The sequence below is a fragment of the Virgibacillus ainsalahensis genome (assembly GCF_055380755.1).
In genome coordinates, this window is record NZ_AP043943.1 from 1,740,844 (window position 1) to 1,759,384 (window position 18,541).

21 protein-coding genes and 1 riboswitch are annotated in these 18,541 nt (G+C 36.4%); of the genes, 1 reads left to right on the top strand and 20 read right to left on the bottom strand.

Annotation, left to right across the window (positions count from 1 at the left end):
• Positions 1-5 precede the first annotated feature (5 nt).
• The 16 genes from ACZ427_RS08355 to ACZ427_RS08430 all read right to left on the bottom strand — a co-directional run bounded on the left by ACZ427_RS08355 (position 6) and on the right by ACZ427_RS08430 (position 15,175).
• On the bottom strand, positions 6-1,187 hold the full coding sequence (locus tag ACZ427_RS08355) for a hypothetical protein (RefSeq protein WP_461177840.1): 1,182 nt from the start codon (positions 1,185-1,187) through the stop codon (positions 6-8).
• The gene (gene sigX, locus ACZ427_RS08360; RefSeq protein WP_461177839.1) at positions 1,184-1,717 is read right to left on the bottom strand and encodes an RNA polymerase sigma factor SigX; all 534 of its coding nucleotides are present in this window, start codon (positions 1,715-1,717) and stop codon (positions 1,184-1,186) included. The genes ACZ427_RS08355 and sigX overlap by 4 nt, the downstream gene beginning before the upstream one ends.
• Before the next feature lie 96 nt (positions 1,718-1,813).
• Complete coding sequence (locus ACZ427_RS08365; protein WP_461177838.1) at positions 1,814-2,329, bottom strand: ECF transporter S component; 516 nt, start codon at positions 2,327-2,329, stop codon at positions 1,814-1,816.
• 7 nt (positions 2,330-2,336) lie between these two features.
• On the bottom strand, positions 2,337-2,759 hold the full coding sequence (locus ACZ427_RS08370) for a DUF4430 domain-containing protein (RefSeq protein WP_461177837.1): 423 nt from the start codon (positions 2,757-2,759) through the stop codon (positions 2,337-2,339).
• Between the two features lie 275 nt (positions 2,760-3,034).
• Positions 3,035-3,216, bottom strand: a riboswitch (cobalamin riboswitch).
• A 51-nt stretch (positions 3,217-3,267) separates the two neighbouring features.
• On the bottom strand, positions 3,268-5,031 hold the full coding sequence (locus tag ACZ427_RS08375; protein WP_461177836.1) for an ATP-binding protein: 1,764 nt from the start codon (positions 5,029-5,031) through the stop codon (positions 3,268-3,270).
• Positions 5,031-5,747: a response regulator transcription factor gene (locus tag ACZ427_RS08380; RefSeq protein WP_461177835.1), complete on the bottom strand. Its 717-nt coding sequence runs from the start codon at positions 5,745-5,747 to the stop codon at positions 5,031-5,033. The genes ACZ427_RS08375 and ACZ427_RS08380 overlap by 1 nt, the downstream gene beginning before the upstream one ends.
• A gap of 264 nt (positions 5,748-6,011) precedes the next feature.
• Complete coding sequence (ccsB, locus tag ACZ427_RS08385; protein ID WP_461177871.1) at positions 6,012-7,193, bottom strand: c-type cytochrome biogenesis protein CcsB; 1,182 nt, start codon at positions 7,191-7,193, stop codon at positions 6,012-6,014.
• Between the two features lie 70 nt (positions 7,194-7,263).
• Entirely contained in the window at positions 7,264-8,904 is a 1,641-nt protein-coding gene (gene resB / locus ACZ427_RS08390) for a cytochrome c biogenesis protein ResB (protein ID WP_461177834.1), read from the bottom strand.
• A 19-nt stretch (positions 8,905-8,923) separates the two neighbouring features.
• Entirely contained in the window at positions 8,924-9,499 is a 576-nt protein-coding gene (resA, locus tag ACZ427_RS08395) for a thiol-disulfide oxidoreductase ResA (protein ID WP_461177833.1), read from the bottom strand.
• A 51-nt stretch (positions 9,500-9,550) separates the two neighbouring features.
• Complete coding sequence (locus ACZ427_RS08400) at positions 9,551-10,294, bottom strand: pseudouridine synthase (RefSeq protein ID WP_461177870.1); 744 nt, start codon at positions 10,292-10,294, stop codon at positions 9,551-9,553.
• Between the two features lie 75 nt (positions 10,295-10,369).
• The gene (locus ACZ427_RS08405; RefSeq protein WP_461177832.1) at positions 10,370-10,900 is read right to left on the bottom strand and encodes a spore maturation protein; all 531 of its coding nucleotides are present in this window, start codon (positions 10,898-10,900) and stop codon (positions 10,370-10,372) included.
• Positions 10,901-10,902: 2 nt separating this feature from the next.
• On the bottom strand, positions 10,903-11,487 hold the full coding sequence (locus ACZ427_RS08410; protein WP_461177831.1) for a nucleoside recognition domain-containing protein: 585 nt from the start codon (positions 11,485-11,487) through the stop codon (positions 10,903-10,905).
• Between the two features lies 1 nt (position 11,488).
• The gene (locus ACZ427_RS08415; RefSeq protein WP_461177830.1) at positions 11,489-12,589 is read right to left on the bottom strand and encodes a D-alanyl-D-alanine carboxypeptidase family protein; all 1,101 of its coding nucleotides are present in this window, start codon (positions 12,587-12,589) and stop codon (positions 11,489-11,491) included.
• 132 nt (positions 12,590-12,721) lie between these two features.
• A complete protein-coding gene (locus tag ACZ427_RS08420) occupies positions 12,722-13,603 on the bottom strand; it encodes a superoxide dismutase (protein ID WP_461177829.1) in 882 nt (293 codons plus the stop codon).
• 244 nt (positions 13,604-13,847) lie between these two features.
• On the bottom strand, positions 13,848-14,435 hold the full coding sequence (scpB, locus tag ACZ427_RS08425; RefSeq protein ID WP_461177828.1) for an SMC-Scp complex subunit ScpB: 588 nt from the start codon (positions 14,433-14,435) through the stop codon (positions 13,848-13,850).
• A gap of 2 nt (positions 14,436-14,437) precedes the next feature.
• Positions 14,438-15,175, bottom strand: coding sequence for a segregation/condensation protein A (locus tag ACZ427_RS08430; RefSeq protein ID WP_461177827.1), 738 nt, complete (start codon positions 15,173-15,175; stop codon positions 14,438-14,440).
• 169 nt (positions 15,176-15,344) lie between these two features.
• Between ACZ427_RS08430 and ACZ427_RS08435 the strand changes: the two genes are divergently transcribed.
• The gene (locus ACZ427_RS08435) at positions 15,345-15,428 is read left to right on the top strand and encodes a YjcZ family sporulation protein (protein WP_089062556.1); all 84 of its coding nucleotides are present in this window, start codon (positions 15,345-15,347) and stop codon (positions 15,426-15,428) included.
• Between the two features lie 65 nt (positions 15,429-15,493).
• Here ACZ427_RS08435 and ACZ427_RS08440 read toward each other — a convergent pair whose 3' ends face one another.
• The 4 genes from ACZ427_RS08440 to lysA form a co-directional block, all read right to left on the bottom strand.
• Positions 15,494-15,859 carry a GNAT family N-acetyltransferase gene (locus tag ACZ427_RS08440; protein ID WP_461177826.1) on the bottom strand — a complete coding sequence of 122 codons (366 nt, stop codon included), beginning with the start codon at positions 15,857-15,859 and terminating at the stop codon, positions 15,494-15,496.
• Between the two features lie 268 nt (positions 15,860-16,127).
• On the bottom strand, positions 16,128-16,595 hold the full coding sequence (locus ACZ427_RS08445; RefSeq protein ID WP_461177825.1) for a site-2 protease family protein: 468 nt from the start codon (positions 16,593-16,595) through the stop codon (positions 16,128-16,130).
• Positions 16,596-16,629: 34 nt separating this feature from the next.
• A complete protein-coding gene (locus ACZ427_RS08450; RefSeq protein WP_461177824.1) occupies positions 16,630-17,067 on the bottom strand; it encodes a peptidylprolyl isomerase in 438 nt (145 codons plus the stop codon).
• A gap of 83 nt (positions 17,068-17,150) precedes the next feature.
• On the bottom strand, positions 17,151-18,458 hold the full coding sequence (gene lysA, locus ACZ427_RS08455) for a diaminopimelate decarboxylase (protein WP_461177823.1): 1,308 nt from the start codon (positions 18,456-18,458) through the stop codon (positions 17,151-17,153).
• Positions 18,459-18,541: the final 83 nt, after the last annotated feature.

The following is an 18,541-nucleotide window of genomic DNA, read 5'->3' on the forward strand; positions in this document are numbered from 1 at the left end:
AACTTTTAAATCGGATTTACTGCGTCAGGAACTTCCACTGGCACAGATAGATCATAAGCTCCTATTTGTTCAATAGATGAATTTTTAAAATTCACTGTTTCATAACCATAACTTTTAGCCGTCATCAATATGGCTTCAATCATCGTGACATAATCCTGGTTGCTCTTCATCAGAGAATCTTCCGCAAATGAAACAATCAGCTGTCTGTTGCCTGATTTAACAGAAAAATTCACATCATCTGGTATTGTCTGATACACATTTAAAGATTTCTGTCCAATCTTCAATTCATTTAACGCATCTTCAATTGTGGCTTGCTCCTCATTTGAAATGGGAATTAAAAAAGACCGGGTTTCTTCGGACTTGCGATACAGTTTATAACTCTCCTCTTTCTCTTCCCTTATCGGCAGTTCCTGGACTACGCCAATTTTCCCCAAATTCACTCGCTGATTATCTTTCGTATCAAAAATCACTTTTTCAATACCATGTGGTGTAAACATTCTTGTTAGCATTTGTTCAAAAATATATGTTTTAGCTGACCCTTCACCCAGTGTATGATTTTTTGGGAGATCCATGACTACCAGATTCTCCGCTTTTCTCAATGTAAACGACACATCTTCAAATGGATAGTTGCTTACCCCCCACTCATTCTCTTCAATGCGGTCATCCAGATTATTATAATGTGTTGATATATCATCAGACTCCGATACGATTAGCGATAAAGGAATCACGTATTGCTGTTTTGAATCCGAAATAGCTCCATGAACAATTGTCATATTATCTCCAATTTCCTGTATGACATGAGTATCTGAGGAAGGATCCGCCAGCATCGTTTCCTGCTCGACATCATCATTGCTGGATTCCTGTCCAAATGAATCAGTTGTAGATTCTTGTTGATTTTCAGTGACCTCATTTTGATCGGAAACATCGAGTGCATAGTCTGCGGATTGTTCGTCATTATTTTGAAACATTGATGAATTCAATAATGACGGTACAATAAATACAATGATTACAAAAGTCATTATTATTCCTAAAGCAGGTATAAACCTTTTATTTTTATTCACTTTTACGTCTTTATCCTGATGTGAGGAGATCCGCTGGAATAAGTCGTCTTTATCTGTTTCGTCAATTATCACAGGAAATTGCTTGAGCTTATCTGCAATCTTTTGCTTTTCCTGTTCTTCCATCATGCTTCTCCCCCTTTCTCCTGATCTTCTGATATGAATTTCTTTAATGCATTTAACCCTCTATGTTGCGTGGTTTTCACCTTACTCACACTAAAGTTTAATATTTCAGCAGTTTCCTTGATTGAAAAGGATTGTATATAACGCAATATCAGTACACTTTTTTGATCGTTGGTGCATTGATCCAAATATTTATAAATCCTCTTCATTTCATCACTTTGTATCGCAATTTCTTCTGGCAATGGAGTATCATCCTGAATCAACTCCCCTTTTTCACCCCAGTCGAAGAATTCCAGTATTCGCTTCTTTTTTCTATTTTTGGAACGGAAATAATCATAGGTAACATGTCTTGCAATCGAAAATAACCATGTTTTCTCACTACTTTCTCCCTTAAATGTTTCAAATGATTTTAAAACTTTTATGTATACTTCCTGAACAAGGTCTTCTGTTAATTGCTTATCTTTTACCATATAAAAAATGAACTGAAACAAGTCCTTATGGTAATTATCATATATTCGATCGAAAACGGCCCTCATATAGTACCTCCGTTCATTCAATTAGTCGTTTGGCATCATTATAATGTTACAATGTAATATTACTATAATGGAAAAAAAGAAAAACACCAACTCGTATCAGTTGATGTTTTGCAGATCAAAACGTTTATCGGAGTATTTTTTTAAAAAATATGAAATAGCTGGATAAAGCAGCACGATGAAAATTGCGTTTCCTATTGCATGTGAGGTATCAAATGGCAGTCCTGCTAAATAGTATGGCAGGAATTTCCCGGTAACCTGGTAAGTTGTCAAGGAAACTATAAATCCATATAAATACCCACTAAATATTCCATATATTACAATAACCAATAATGGAATTCGTTTCCAAGTCTTTCCAATGCATCCACTTATCAATCCGATGATAGCCCACGAAATAACTTGCCAAATTGTCCAAATGCCCATACCTAATAATATATTGGATAAAAATGTTGTTAATAATGCCAACATTACTGCAGCTAATGGTCCTAGAAACAAACCACTGATGATGATAATCGCTGTAACCGGCTGAACATTTGGCAGAAATCCTAAAGCAAATCTGCCGACGACAGCCAATGCTGCAAGAAGTGCCAGCAGGGTTATTTTATATGTATTCAATATTACATCATTCCCATGCCTGCAAATCAAATGTAACTTCATCATCAGGTGATAACTCGAGCTCTTCCGCTCCTACCATAGCCGTCTCCCCATTCACAAAAAACATCCATGATTTTTCCTCGCCCTCTTCTGGGGCTATTCCATCTATAGAGGTAATAAATCCTCCATCATGTTCGATATCAAAGTTTTCTTCCATTACATCCATTAGAATGGCATCTTCTTCTATTGCTACTTCTTCTTCCGTTATTACTTCATCACCATCGTCCTTTGAGAGTGTAATGGTAACCGATTCTTCACTTTCCTGTGTTTCCGCTGGCTGTTCCTGACTAGCTTCAGTTGATTCTTCCTGTTGAGAATCATTCGCGCCACATCCTGCGAGGACTCCAATAACCAGCATGAGGATTCCCAGACGCAACATCCATTTGTTCATTTTATTCCATCTCCTTCGTTAATAGTTTGTAATTAAGGATACGTTTGCGATTAAAAATCTTCATTATTTTAGAAAAACTTGGTTTATCATCAAGACCTGATCACCAAACCCTAAGAAATTATATTCTTTACTCCATATAAATCATTTTTTTCTAAAATAAAAAAAGAAAAGCTAACTCGTCATCGAGTTAGCTTCCTGCAGACAATCGAAACATAAAAAGGTCGGTTTATGCATTTATGTATCCGGTTGTCTCAATCGCTCATACCCTCGAAGCATTGAAACAGAAGAATTTGGCAGGTCTACTGACTTATGATTCTTACCTACTCTAAGCCCTTCCCATATGACTATTCATACAGTGGTTTCGCTTATTTCGTTAATCATTTACAGTTGCGAGGACAGTTCCGGATTTTCACCGGATTCCCTTTTAAGCAATTACACCAACATTCCCTAGATGTATTCAATTCAATTACTATTTAAATCATATCATATATTGATCGTTTAGAACATATTAATTATTTTGAGGTAGTTTGAAAGTGAATGTAGTCCCTTCATTTTCTTTACTTTTAACTGTCAGCGTTCCGTGGTGTGCATCTATTATATTTTTTGCGATTGCTAGTCCCAAACCAGTTCCTTTTTTAGATTTATTTCTGGTTCTGGCCTTATCTGCTTTGTAAAAGCGTTCAAATACGAACGGTAAATCCGCTTCAGCAATTCCACTACCACTATCTTCAATATCAACATGGAATTCATGCTTACCAGATTCGATATGAACTTTAACAAAACCGTGTTCATCGGTATGACGGATAGCGTTATCAATTAAGTTTGTGAAAACCTGTTCAATTCGGTCAGGATCTATGGACACTTTTGGTTCAATTAAATTCTTGGTGAGTATTAATTCAATATGATTGTCTTCTGCCACACCCTTAAATTTTTTTAAAATACGATCTACATAAATATCTGCTTCAACTACTTCTACATTTAACTGGATATGCCCTGCTTCCATCCGGGCAAGATCGAGCAGTTCATTCACAAGCCTGCCCATGCGTAAGGATTCTTCATGAATAATTCCTGCGAGTTCATTTTTATCTTCTTTGCTTTCAGCTACATCATCTACAATCGCTTCACTATAGCCCTGCAACATAGAAATCGGTGTCCGTAATTCATGTGATACATTTGCAATGAAATCCTTACGCAATATATCTGACCGTCTTTCATCTGTCATATCCCGGATAACAGCAACTGCGCCCCGGACGTAAGATTGGTCATATAATGGAGTCATCAGCATTACCCAGTTTCTCCCCTGCAATTGAAATTCATTTAAAGATTCTGACTCGCCATCAATGACTTTCTGTAGAATTTCATGTAATTCACTGGGAAGCTTTTTATTATCCATATCATTATCTATATTATTTTCAAAAAACCAATCGTCGATAAATTTTTCCGCAGGTGGATTGGTTACAATCATATCCCCATTGCGATTCAAGGTAATCACACCATCAGCCATGGACCGCACAATACTGGACAGCTGTTCTTTTTCCTGCCTTAGTGCATTAATATGAAATTTGAGTTGCCTGCCCATACGATTGAACGCGATTGCCAGCTCACCAATTTCATCATGGGTTAATATTGGAACTTTCGTATTAAATTCTCCTTTTGTTAAGTCGAATGCAGCTTCACGCATTTTAATCAATGGTGAAGTAATACGAGTAGATAGAAAAACTGCAAAAATAGTCGTTAAAACAATGGCAATTCCAGCTGTAAGCAATATGATCCTTGTCGTTTCAGCTTTTGTTTGTGCGATTACATCTAATGATTGATATACAAAGACTCCACCATCATTTGTTGAAACTGGTGCACCTACCAACATTGCCTCTGTATCACTATTAGGTAATATCATATGGTTCACGATTTCTTCATTTTCTGTAAACATCTGTCTTAATTCCTCTTCATTTTCTAACCATGTTTCCTCAAATTCAGTTAAATTTTGATTCGCAGTATCAGAAACCCAAATATCACCATCGTCAAATACGATAGCGACACGACTATCCAAATCAATAATACGTTCTGCCGTCTCAATCACCAAAGACTTTTCAGGATGCTGCTCGACCAAAATGGAAACTTTTGTCGCCGTCTGCATCATTGCTTCTTCAGCTTCTTGCATATGAAAGTTTTCAAAAAACTCCAGTAATAACATTGTAAGTACGAATAATACAAAAGAAACTAGCAATAAAATCGTTATTGCTAGTTTTCCCACTACACTACGCCATATCATTATACATCATCTACCTCAAATTTATATCCTATTCCCCATACAGTTACAATCATTTTTGCTGCTTCTTTTGATACATTATTTAATTTTTCCCGCAACCGTTTTACATGTGTGTCAACTGTACGTAAATCACCGAAAAACTCATATTGCCATACTTCTTTTAGCAATTGTTCCCGATTAAAAACTTTATCTGGAGATTCTGCCAGGAAACAAAGCAATTCATATTCTTTGGGGGTCAAGCCAACCTCTGTACCACCAGCGGTAACTCTATGTGCATCATGGTCAATCGTTAAATGAGGGAAAACCATGATGTTTTTAGCAGTCGCTTCAGTATTATTAAAATTGGAATTGGATACTCGGCGAAGTAATGCTTTTACACGAAGTACGACTTCCCTTGGGCTGAATGGTTTAACAATATAATCATCTGCCCCGACTTCAAAGCCCTGAACTCTATTTGCCTCTTCTCCTTTAGCTGTCAGCATTATAATAGGAGTAGTCTTTTCCTTTCTCAGCTCCTCACTGACTTCAATTCCATCCATTTCCGGCATCATTATATCCAATAGAATAACATCATAATTATGATGCAGGGCTTTTTCCAAAGCTTCACTTCCATTTTCAGCTTCATCTACAACATAATCTTCTCTCTCAAGATACATACGAATCAGGCGACGAATCCGTTCTTCATCATCTACTACTAAAATATTCGTATTTGTTTCCATGTAAACTCCCCCCTTATTCGTCCTTACATTGAGTATAAACCAACAGATTAAAAATGTATAAGATTGTCTACATCTTCCTGCCAGGACGGTTAAGTATGTCCTCCAACCTATCTCAAAAATCAATCTTCATTCGAACACTTGGCCTTTAGCCAAGCTTTTTATGGCGATAAGGCCTTCGCTTGAACTTAAGCAGTAAAAAAATTTATGTTTTCTTATCTGCCAGAGTAGAAGCCAAGGCACCTACATTGGATGCCTTGGCTTCTGTTAAGCATAGGAATGTAAACCTGCTAAAACCAGATTAACTACAATTAAGTTGAACATAATGATGGCAAAACCGGCAACTGCGAGCCATGCCGATTTTTCACCATGCCATCCCCTGGAAAGTCTCAGATGTAGATAGGCCGCATAGAAAAACCAGGTAATTAATGCCCAAACTTCTTTTGGATCCCATCCCCAGAAACGATCCCAGGCAATTTGCGCCCAGATAGCTGCAAATATTAAACCGCCTAATGTGAATACAGGGAAACCAATTGCTACAGCACGATAATTAATTTCGTCAAGAATATCAGGTTTTGTATTTTTAAGCACTGGTTGAATAGCCGCACCAATTCGTTTTCTCAAAATTAACCGTACCAGAACATATAGGATGGAGCCAGTGATGAAAGACCATATTACTGTGTTAAATTTATTACCTGCATCTTGTCCATGCATCCATCCCGGTGTTTCAAACCATGGTTGCATAACATCATCGGTTAACAGCGTGCCCCCGTTTGGCCCAGCAATAGCCGGCAGACGGTAATCAGTTGTAACAGTAGTATTTTGTTCCGTATGTTCAAATGTTGCATTATAATCCATCAAATTAAATACTGAGGTTATAACGATAAAACCAACAAACAGAAATATTGTGTACAGCACTATTTCTAACCAGGTTGTACGTTTACTTCGGACAGTTTGATCAATTTGTCTGATTAAATAAATAAGCCCAGCCACAAAACTGATAGCCAATATACCCTGTCCCAAAGAAACAGTAGTTACATGTATGTACAGCCAATGACTTTGCAATGATGGCACCAGTGGTGCTATCTCAGTCGGAAACATACTTGCATAGGCAATAATAATCATGACAATCGGCAATGCAAACAATCCCAGCACACTTAATTTATAAATAAAATAAATGATAATAAACGCAAAGACCAAACACATACCCAAAAATGTAGTAAATTCAAATAAGTTACTGACTGGCGCGTGTCCGCTTGCCATCCATCTTGTTATGAAATAAACAATCTGGGCTGCAAAACCTATGACAGTAAGTGAGATTGCGATGGTACCAGCTGCATTTTTTGTGGTTTTTGCCCGTTTATCTTTTATTGTAAAACCAAAGAAAAACGTAGCAATCAAGTACAGTATAAATGCCGCATAAAGCATTGTACTGCTGACTTCTATCATACTCATAAAATACCCTCCATCTATGTCAATAAAATGATGCTCACGCAGAATTAAGCTGCGCAGCTATTCATCATTCATCCAATTCCTGTTGATCAACTACATTATTAATATTTGTATCGGTAATCACCTTTTCTATATCTTTCTGAACGCCGAACCAATTTTTATTGGTATGAGCCGCTAATAATACACCTTTTCCTTTTGGATGAATCCATATTCTTCTATGATTAAAATACATACCTTGTGTAACACCAATCATAAAAATAGCAGCACCAAGACCAAAGAATGGTAATGTATGGTCTACTCTGACAGTCAAACCACTAACATCATGGGTCTCGAAATCTGTAATCCCTACGTTATATTGATTTTCTCCAGTTGCATCAATGTTTTTGCCTATTCCAAGGAAGCTAACTTCAGCGGTATCACTGCCTGGTGGATAAACAAACAGTACGAATGCTGGGTTTCTCGGATAATTCGTTTCGGATGCGGGTATGCCATTATCATCCAAATAATAATCCGGATAGTACTCGCCCACTTCTACCCGAAAACCATTCTCCAGTTCATAATCGGATTCCGGCGACGTCATATCAATTGTAAATGTATCTAATGCTTCCTCATCAGGATCATCTTTTTCGTGAATTTTAAATGACATATTTGTAAACTCGTTTTGCTGATAACCAGCCTGATATAGCGTATAATCATCAAATTTAACTGGATGATTCAGGCGGATTTCATCTTCAACAATTGGTGTAAGTTCAGGTTCCGCTCCGGCCACCGACGACTCTTCTTCCTTATAGACAACTATATTGGTCTGAAAATTACTAGCAACTGGACCTTGCTGGGCAATTGCCTCTGAAAAACGTTCGTCATTTTCATTGTGGGTTTCCAATATAAAGTCTTTATTTTCGATATAATACTCCCTGTCAGTTCCGGGTATAACTGTCTGTTCCCCTTCTCTGACCCATACATATTCGTCCATATAAAGCACATCTGAGAATCGTAATATGGCAGCAAGTAAAATAATAATTAGACCGATATGATTGACATAAGGCCCCCATCTTGAGAATCTTCCTTTTTCTGCGAGAATGTGACCATCTTCATCTCTGACTTTATACCTCTGATTTTTCAAGGCTTGTTTCACATTATTAATTTCATCTTCTGTAACAGTTTCCGTTTCACTGTAAAGTCGCTGTCTGTTAATAAATGTCTCATGTCGTTTCGCTTTTTGTATTTTCAATGCTTTATACAGAGGAACAACCCTATCAATACTACAAATAACCAAAGAAACCCCAATCAAGGCAATTAATAGTATGTACCACCATGAGCTATATAAATTATGTAAGCCTAATTGGAAGTAGATAAGCCCGAATATTCCGTAACGTTCTTCATAAAACACTTCCGGACTACGATTTGGTGCATCTGCAGGGATATACATTTCCTGGGGGAAAATGGACCCTATTGCAGATGCAATTAATGTTAGGACAATTAACCAGATTCCCACTTTTACTGATGAAAAGAAACTCCAAATTTTGTCAATTACTGATTTATTATATGTTTGCGACCTGCGAGCACTGCCATCATAACGCATATTCAACAGTTTTTTCTTGTCATTGCCATCAATATGCTGATTTTCTTCAACCGGCTTACCGCAAGCTTCACAGAGCACCGTTCCTTCTGGGTTAACGTGGCCGCACTCACATTTAATCTTTTTCATTTAAATCCCTCACAATTTGTTATACTTCTGGTTGAATTTCCTGTAAGTATCCTTCTATACGTTCCAGCGTTAAACCACCTTCAACAATTTCCTCTATTTCACCTTTAGGATTGATAAAGAACGTGCTTGGCAGCGGGCCAACCTTGTATAGATCCATTACTTCCCCTGTTGTATCATGAGGAATTGGAAATGTAAGGTCATAGTTATCAATAAAACGATCAATAACTAATTCCGTTGTATCTAAACTGACTGCGACTATCTCTATCCCCTTATCTTTATATTCAGGGTAGAGATCTTGCATATACGGCATTTCATCTTTACATGGTTCACACCATGTCCCCCAGAAATTCAGCATAACACCCTTTCCTCTTAAATCACTCAACTGTACCGATTCTAATTCATTGTTATCGCTGATCTGTTGGAGCTTAAAATCTGGTGCCTGATCTCCGACACGGTAAACTGTGTTATCCGCCTGAAGGTTTGAAACCAAAGTAAATACCACAGCTGCTAACAGTACTGCTATGATAGAAGTTCTAAATATTAAACGATTTCTTTTTTTATTTTTCTTTTTCCTTTTCACTTCTTCTAAACCCATATAAAACCACTCCCAATGTAGTATATCATCTATATGTGGTATTAAATTTGACTATTTTTCAACATTATTTACTGCCATATTTCTCATCTGTTTAATTTCCTTAGGCGTGAGAGGACGATAATTACCAGGCTGCAATCCTTCTAATGTCAGCATGCCATACTTCTCCCGTTTTAATTTCATTACAGGATAGCCTAAATTTTCCATCATTCTTCTAACATGTTTATTTTTTCCTTCTCGCAATGTTATTTCTAAAATCGTTGAACCCTTTTTCTTGTCGGTTGATAAAATATTATATCCCACAGCCTTCAAAACATCTTTTTCCGACTTAACGCCTTTTCGTAACTGTCCTAATTCTGCTTTACTTGGAGTCCCTTTAATTTTTGCCACATATACCTTGTCCACTTCATATTTAGGATGCATTAACAAGTTAGCAAATTCTCCATCGTTTGTTAATAATAATATCCCGGAGGTATCATAATCCAATCTGCCAATAGGAAAAATCCGTTCCTCGATTTCACCTAACAAATCTGTTACTACCTTTCTCCCCTTATCATCCTTTAAAGACGAAATAACACCGCGTGGTTTATAAAGCATGTAATATACGGGCGCCTCTTTTTGCAGAGGTATATCGTCAATCTCAATCTTGTCTTCTGAAGTTACTTTGGTCCCCAGCTTTGTAATCACTTTATCATTTACCTTTACTTTTCCCTCAATAATAAGTTGTTCTGCTTTTCTTCTTGAAGTTACACCGCTTTGTGCAATAACTTTTTGCAGTCTTTCTGAATCATTCGTCATATTATCACCAAATTTTAATTTATTTTTTACTCCCATAATAATAGCGCTAACTTAACGTTAACGCTACTTTAAAGCCTATCCAAATACAAGTCCAACAATAACGATTGATGCTAGTATACCAATTAAATCAGCTACAAGTCCAACCTTCAATGCATATCTCATTTTTTTTATTCCTACTGCACCAAAATAAATGGTAAGAATATATAATGTTGTGTCCGTACTCCCCTGCATGGTGGAAGCTAATCTGCCAATAAAAGAATCCGGTCCATGAGTACTGATCAACTCAGTTGTCATACCAAGTGCTGCAGTTCCTGATATGGGTCTTACCAATGCGAGGGGTACTATATCAGGTGGAATTCCAATGAATATTAAAAGTGGTGAAATAAGATTTATAAATGCTTCCAGTGCACCTGAACTTCTAAGAATAGAAATGGAAACGATCATCCCAACTAAAAAAGGAAGTAAAGAAAATGCCATCTTGACACCTTCTTTCCCCCCTTCAACAAACATTTCATATGTTGGGACACGTTTCCACGTTGCAGTAAATAGCACAAGTAATATAAAACACGGTATAATCCATGTACTTACGGAAGTTATCATCCCCATATTTATTTCCTCCAGATACTCTTGTAATAGAAGAATCGGTCAACCAAAACTGCACTAACTGAAGATATGAATGTTGCAATTATTGTGGTGCCAACGATCTCGGTAGGGGCTAGAGAATCATACTGCATTCGAATGGCAATAACAGTAGTTGGAATTAATGTTAGACTTGACGTATTTAATGCTAAAAAAGTAATCATTGACCTGGACGCGGTATCATTGCCGCTTAATTGTTTCATTTGCTCCATTGCTTTGATTCCCATTGGTGTAGCTGCATTCCCCAAACCAAATAGATTTGCAGTGAGGTTTGACAAGATATATCCCATAGCTGGATGGTCTTTGGGTATCTCTGGAAAAAGTCTGATGATTAACGGCCTGAATAATTTGGAAAGTACCTTTAATATCCCAGCCTCTTCCGCTATTTTCATTATTCCAAGCCAAAAAACCAATACACTGATTAAACCAATCGCTATTGTAACAGCTTCACCGGCGCTTTCAAATACAGCTTCATTCACTTGATCCATTGTTCCATTAAACATTGCATATACGATTCCAACAATGGCCATACAAGCCCAGATAATGTTAACCACTTTATCCCAACCCTATTACTTTCTTATAAAAATACAGCACTTTAGATAGAAACCCTTCCTCTTGTTTTCTCAATTCTCCATCTAAAATTGGTGCTTCCATTATCGGCTTTTCCTCAAGATAAAAAATTACTTTTCCAATTGTATTTCCTGCTGGTTCAAATTCTTGCCTCAATAAATAATTCTGGTGATTAACTTGGTTTATTTCCTTCTTTGTAAGAGGAAACAATATGTCACTTGGCAAATACCCTGTTGCTTCCTCCTCTTCCCCTTTAATCTTGTAATTTTTTTCTCCTTCCTCAGCAATTGATTCCATCTCATAATTGTCAAAGGCCCATTCAAACATCGCTATATGGTCTCTCCAGTCATCAGGGGCGTTTAGCGTGACTGCAATAAGATCCATTCCGTTTTTACTGGCCGAAGAAATTAATGTCCTCCCCGCTTTTTTCGTAAAACCTGTCTTTCCACCTGTGCTGTTCTCATACAATTGAGTCAATAATTTATTTTTGTTCTGCCAGCTATAAGCTCTGTTACTAGATTGATAAGATGTTGATGCAGTTATCTCCTTAAATTGTTCATTATCCATTGCATAACGCATAAGCAATGCCATGTCATATGCTGTTGAATAATGATTGTCCGCATCCAGTCCATGTGGATTATCGAAACTTGAATTTGTCATGCCAAGCCAGTTTGCTTTATCGTTCATTAAGTGAACAAATCCTTTTTCACTACCTCCAATATATTCACTTATCGCAACAGCTGCATCATTCCCGGATCGGAGCATCAAGCCATAAACAAGATCTTCTATCGTTATCTTTTCTCCCTGTTCTAAATAAATGGAAGATCCTTCCGTGTAAATTGCTTCTTTGCTAACTGTAGCTTTTTCACCCATTTTCCCGGACTCAACAGCAATGATAGCCGTTAACACTTTCGTGATACTAGCAATCAACTGGGTCTCATGTGCCTGTTTTTCAAATAAAACCCTTCCGGTAGATTGTTCAATTAAAATGGCATTATTTGCGGATACTGTCGGTGCAGCCTGTCCACTTGATGGGTAAATAAGGTTCACCAATAATATGAATATAATGCATAGAATAAATCGCATAGCAGGCTTCCTCCCACAGATTTCTCAGTCTGTATATGATATGCATCCAAAAAAGCTGATATGAATAAAAAAACGATTGGAATATATCTTATCAAACCGGCAACATCTGCAGGAGAGCGTACTATTAATGAATCAATATAAAGGCCATTTCACGTTTTTTGATTCAAGATAACGTTTATTTACATCATTCCAGTTCACTACATTCCACCAGTTATCTATATATGCCTTTTTGTCCGTTTGATATTGCAGGTAATATGCATGCTCCCACACATCCAAAACCAATAAAGGGATAGAATCTGCTATTTGAAATAATTGATGTTTTTCAAATGATTGCACAGCAAGCCTCCCACTTCTTGGATTCCATAAAAGCACAGCCCATCCGTCACCTTCAACAGAAGCTGCTACTTTAGAAAATAGCTCCTTAAAATTATTCCATGAACCAAAATCTTCTTCTATCCTTTTTTCTATCTCACCAATTGGTTTTTTATTGGAATCTGGTGTCATATTGAACCAGAAAATGGTGTGCAAATTATGACCGGATCCATGAAACGCTTGATTTCTCAACCAATGTTTTATCAAGTCTTCAGCAGGTTCGTCTAGATATAACGCTTGTTCTGCCTTGTTTAGCCCGTCAACATAGGATTGATGATGTTCATCGTGATGCAAACGCATGATTTGCTCACTGATATATGGCTCCAGGGCATTGTATTCGTAAGGCAATGGCGGTAAATGATGTTGGCCAAAAGGTATATACTGTGACTTCTGCTTTTTATTTCCTTGTTTTTTTATATCCTGAAATATTCGTTGACCTTTATTTTGTAATAATTCAATGTTTCTATCTGTTATTGTTTCGTCATAATCTAGGTTATTCTGGATATCCGTTTGCCAATTATCTATTTGGACAGTCCACTCACTTATTTCACTTTCTGAAACATTTAAATTACCCAATAACTCTTTTGTTTTGTCTCCCCATTCAATCAGTTGATTTAAGTACAATTGTTTATTATTTTCCATATAATCACCCCGTATTATGCCTATGCAACCTTCGATGAAATGTGTTTTTAAAAAAGATTTTTCTAAAACCTCGTTGTTGCTATATTTTATATAATTTATAAAGTGCGACATACTTTATCCTGATTTTGTGTCTTACGAAAACATGACAAATTAATGCCAACTCTTATCGTTCAACTGGTTTTCTTCATGCAAAAAGTCCTTACATAATGGTAAACATCAGTGTAAGGACTTCATATTAAATATCTTATTTATTGTCAGTTTGCTGATTAAAGCGATCAAAAAATAAATCTGCTTCCTTTTCAATATCTTCCGTATCTGTGTTTTCAGGTAGTGGGGGTAATTCATCTAAGGAAGTTAATCCAAAGTATGTCAAAAAGTCCTTGCTGGTAGCAAATAATACAGGTCTTCCTATGCTTTCTTTTCGCCCTACCTCTTCGATTAATGATCTTAAGAGAAGTGTTTGTACCGGCCGATCACTTTTCACTCCTCTAACCTCTTCAATTTCCGTTCTGGTTATTGGCTGTTCATAAGCAATAATTGCCAGGGTTTCCAATGCTGCCTGTGACATTCTTGATTGTTTAGGTGTCTCTAGTAACTTTTTGAAATAATTGCTGTGCTCAGGTTTTGTAGTCATATGAAACACCTGATGTGATTGCATAATCATAATCCCACGTTCTTTATTATCATAATCGTGTTTTAGTTGCTCCATTATATGCTCCACTTTAGTTTCTGAAATCTCCAGTATTGTTGACAATTGTTTAATCGTTAAACCCTCGTCTCCACTCGCAAATAATAAACCCTCTAAAACAGATTTCAGTTTCGTAATTTCCACTCTTATTCCTCCATGCAATAAACATATAATGCATCGAAATGCTGCTGTTGTTTACATAATACTTTATTACTCTTCATTAATTCCAATAATGCCATAAATGTTATTACAATATTGGAACGTGATTTATACGTAAATAATTGATCAAAAGATACGCCTTCTTTTGATTTTTCCACAAATTTCATTATATCTTTCATTCGATCCTCTATTGGTATTTCAGCCCGTTTTATTTTTGTGTCTAATGGCTCATTCCATTTTTTTCGTTCTAACATTTTTCCTAAAGCTCCGAGCATGTCATAAATGGAAAGTTCACCCTGTACAATCGGTTGTTTAGCGGAAACGAAATCATCAAAAATGACTGGCTCTCTTGTATAAATATGATTTGCATCAGCTTCTCTTTCCTTCAAAGTCTCTGCAGCATCTTTATATTTTCTATATTCGATTAACCGTTGCATAAGTTCTTCTCTTGGGTCTTCCATATATTCTTCTGTATCATCTATGATTTCCTGTTTCGGTAAGAGCATTTGACTCTTGATAGCCACCAATGTAGAAGCCATCACAAGATATTCACTAGCAATATTTAATTCCAAATCTTGCATTGTATGGATATACTCCATATATTGGTCAGTTATTTGAGACATAGGAATATCATAAATATCAATTTCATATTGATTGATTAAATGTAATAATAAATCAAGCGGTCCTTCAAAGGTATCTAATTTAACTTGATAAGCTTGATTCATTCATTATCTTCCTTTCTGAAATATGTTAAAAATATTTTAAGTAAATGAAAATGATTTAGGTTTTGTCGTAAACGCCTATACATGATGACGATTGATGGCATATGTTATTTATGTAAGATAAATGTTACCACAAAACATTTATGAAAAGTACAAAAGGAGGCATTTCATTATGAGTGGTAGTTATGGCGGAGGATTCGCGTTAATCGTAGTACTGTTCATTCTTCTTATTATCGTCGGTGCTGCTTGGATGTAGTTCAATATCATATTGGACAGTATATAGGAAGGTAAAAACCAGCCCACCTGAAAGGGCTGGTTTTTTTATTCCTGATTATTGCTTTCGTTTCGTTTATTGAAAAATTCCTCTATTTCATCTGTTGTACTTACAACATATTTTTCTTGATAAAGATGGACAACTTCATTAATCATTTTTCTGCCGATGCCTATATTTCGATAAGAAGGGTTTACAGAAATATGTTGAATTACAGCATTTATGTCATCGTCAATTCTTAAACCAACCGCACCTATTATGTCGTCTTCCTTCCATAGATAAAGGTGCCAATCCGGGTTTATTTCATATTCTTTTATGGTTTGCTGCAATTTTTTCACATCTTTCTTTTCTTCCGGCATGAAAGAAAGTAATCCCATTGCGATCTTTTCTGAGTTTTTCTTATAACGAATTAACATAGTTACCCCTCATTAACAAAATCTTACATTTAATTAAGTACACTTATAGCCAACACTGCTCTATATTATTATTGAATCTATGTATCAGGTTCTTGTTTGAATTTATATCATGCAAAATAGTGACTGCTTTTTCAAATGGAGCTCCTAAAGTTCCTTCCACCATTATGAACAATATTCATATAGAACATACTGCTAATAATTCCTAAATTTAATGAATAGTACTTTTCCTGCGAAGGGTACGCTTCAACGCAAAAAAATTTATACTACTCTACCGTTTAAAAAAGAAATTATTTCGCAAAATAGTCTTCAAGATTATATAACCATCTGTCTGCTTTTCTTTCATTTTAAATGGAATAATATTTACAACAGCAAGCCATAGATTAAATAAGTAAAGTAGTTGCAAATAACCATTCGGATACATGGTAAAGAGAATATAAGCAAGCAAAGCAAAAATTCCGCTGGTAATCGGTCCCCAAATAGTAAACCAGATAATTTCAACCGATTGATAGGGAATTTTTCTTTCGCTTTTTGCCAATCCGCCTACAAAGAATGCAAGGTGAAATATTATTTGAACTCTCCCCAGAAACACCTTCCAAATTCTTTTTCCCATACCAACGGATAATGTAATCCGATCTGCATTTACAGACCGCGCCGCAAAGGCGTGACCAAGCTCATGAATGGTCGTGCTGCATGGCGCGACTATAAATATCAAGTATAGTAATAAATAAATGTCCATAAATAACTTCCTGTGAAGTGTTCATTTTTGTATCCTATTCTGAAACTACTTTAACTTCCTTCATTACATCTCCATTTTTCATGGCTTTAGCATATTCTATACCTGAAGTAACTTGTCCAAACACCGTATGAACCCCATTTAAATGCGGCTGTGATTCATGAACAACAAAAAACTGGCAACTACCTGTATCTTTACCGGCATGCGCCATTGATAAAGAACCCTCAACATGTTTGTGTGGATTTCCTTCCGTTTCACATTTAATGGTATAGCCGGCGCTACCTGTTCCATTTCCAACCGGACATCCGCCCTGGCTTACAAATCCATCGATAACTCTATGAAAAGTCAATCCATCATAGAAATTGTCATTAGCAAGTTTTTCAAAGTTTGCTACGGTGTTCGGTGCTTCATTAGGAAACAGGTCAAACTCAATTTTATCTCCATTTTCCATTAATATATGTCCTTTTTTGCTCATCGTCATTTCCCCTTTAATATTTGTTTAAATCCTAATTCATTTTACCACTTAAATTACGATTTATAAAGAAAATCAACAGGTCACTAATAATAGGACAGGTCATTTCTTACGACATCTTCATATGTTTCTCTTTTAACGACCAACTTGTCCCTTCCATTTTCAACAAATACAACCGCAGCTTTTGGAAGACGGTTATAGTGATTCGCCATGGAATAACCGTAAGCTCCTGTAGAAAAAACGGCCAAGATATCCCCATGATCGACTTCTGGTAAAGGCAAATCCCATATTAGCATATCACCGGATTCACAACATTTTCCTGCAATGGAAACTGTATCCTGAGGTTCATGGTTCGCTTTATTTGCGAGAACAGCTTCGTATTTTGCCTGGTATAATGCCGGTCGTAAATTATCCGTCATACCACCATCAACGGAAACATAATTACGAATTTCAGGTATTTGTTTCGTGGCACCAACCGAATACAAGGTTATACCAGCATTTCCAACAATTGCACGGCCAGGCTCAATCCATATCTCCGGTATCGCAATATTTAATTTTTCTGCCCCATCTTTAACAGCATCTGTCAGTTTTTCAGCATATTTATGCAATGGTAAAGGAGAATCTTCCCCGATATAACGTATCCCAAAACCACCCCCAAGATTTAACACTTCCGGTACGTAACCATATAGTGTATTCCACTTGGAAATATTGTCAAATAAAACATTTATCGCCATTATAAACCCTTTTGTTTCAAAAATTTGGGAACCAATATGGCAGTGCAATCCTTTAAATTGAATCAATTCATGGTTATATAATTTGTTAAACGCTTCTTCTGCCTGGCCATTTTGAAGATTAAAACCAAACTTGGAATCTTCATTTCCTGTCATTATATAATGATGTGTATCCGATTTGATTCCAGGAGTAACACGCATTAATACATTCATCTTTTTCTCATATTTTTCCAAGAGACTGCCAATCATCTCTATCTCATAAAAATTATCGACAACAATACACCCGATATCATGCTCAATAGCCATCGTCAGCTCCTGAAGACTTTTGTTATTTCCATGCAAATGGATTCTCTCCGGTGGGAAATCGGCTTGAAGAGCAGTATATAATTCTCCCTCAGAGACTACATCAAGACACAACCCCTCCTCTTTTGCGACTTGGAGCATTGCAATGGAAGAAAAAGCTTTACTAGCATACGCGACTCTCGCTTTTACATCAAGCTCTTGAAATGTATTGACAAATGCCCTGCAATTATTACGGATCATTTCCACATCATACACATATAGTGGTGTTCCATATTTTTCTGCTAAAATAGTTGTATCTATCCCGCCAATTTCCAGATGTCCATTCAAATTGACATGAAATGGATGATTATCTATAATCATTTCATTGTTCCCCCGCTTCAGAGTTAAATATTATAAAAACATTAACATATTAAAGTATAAAACAAAAGAGCTAACCTGTACAA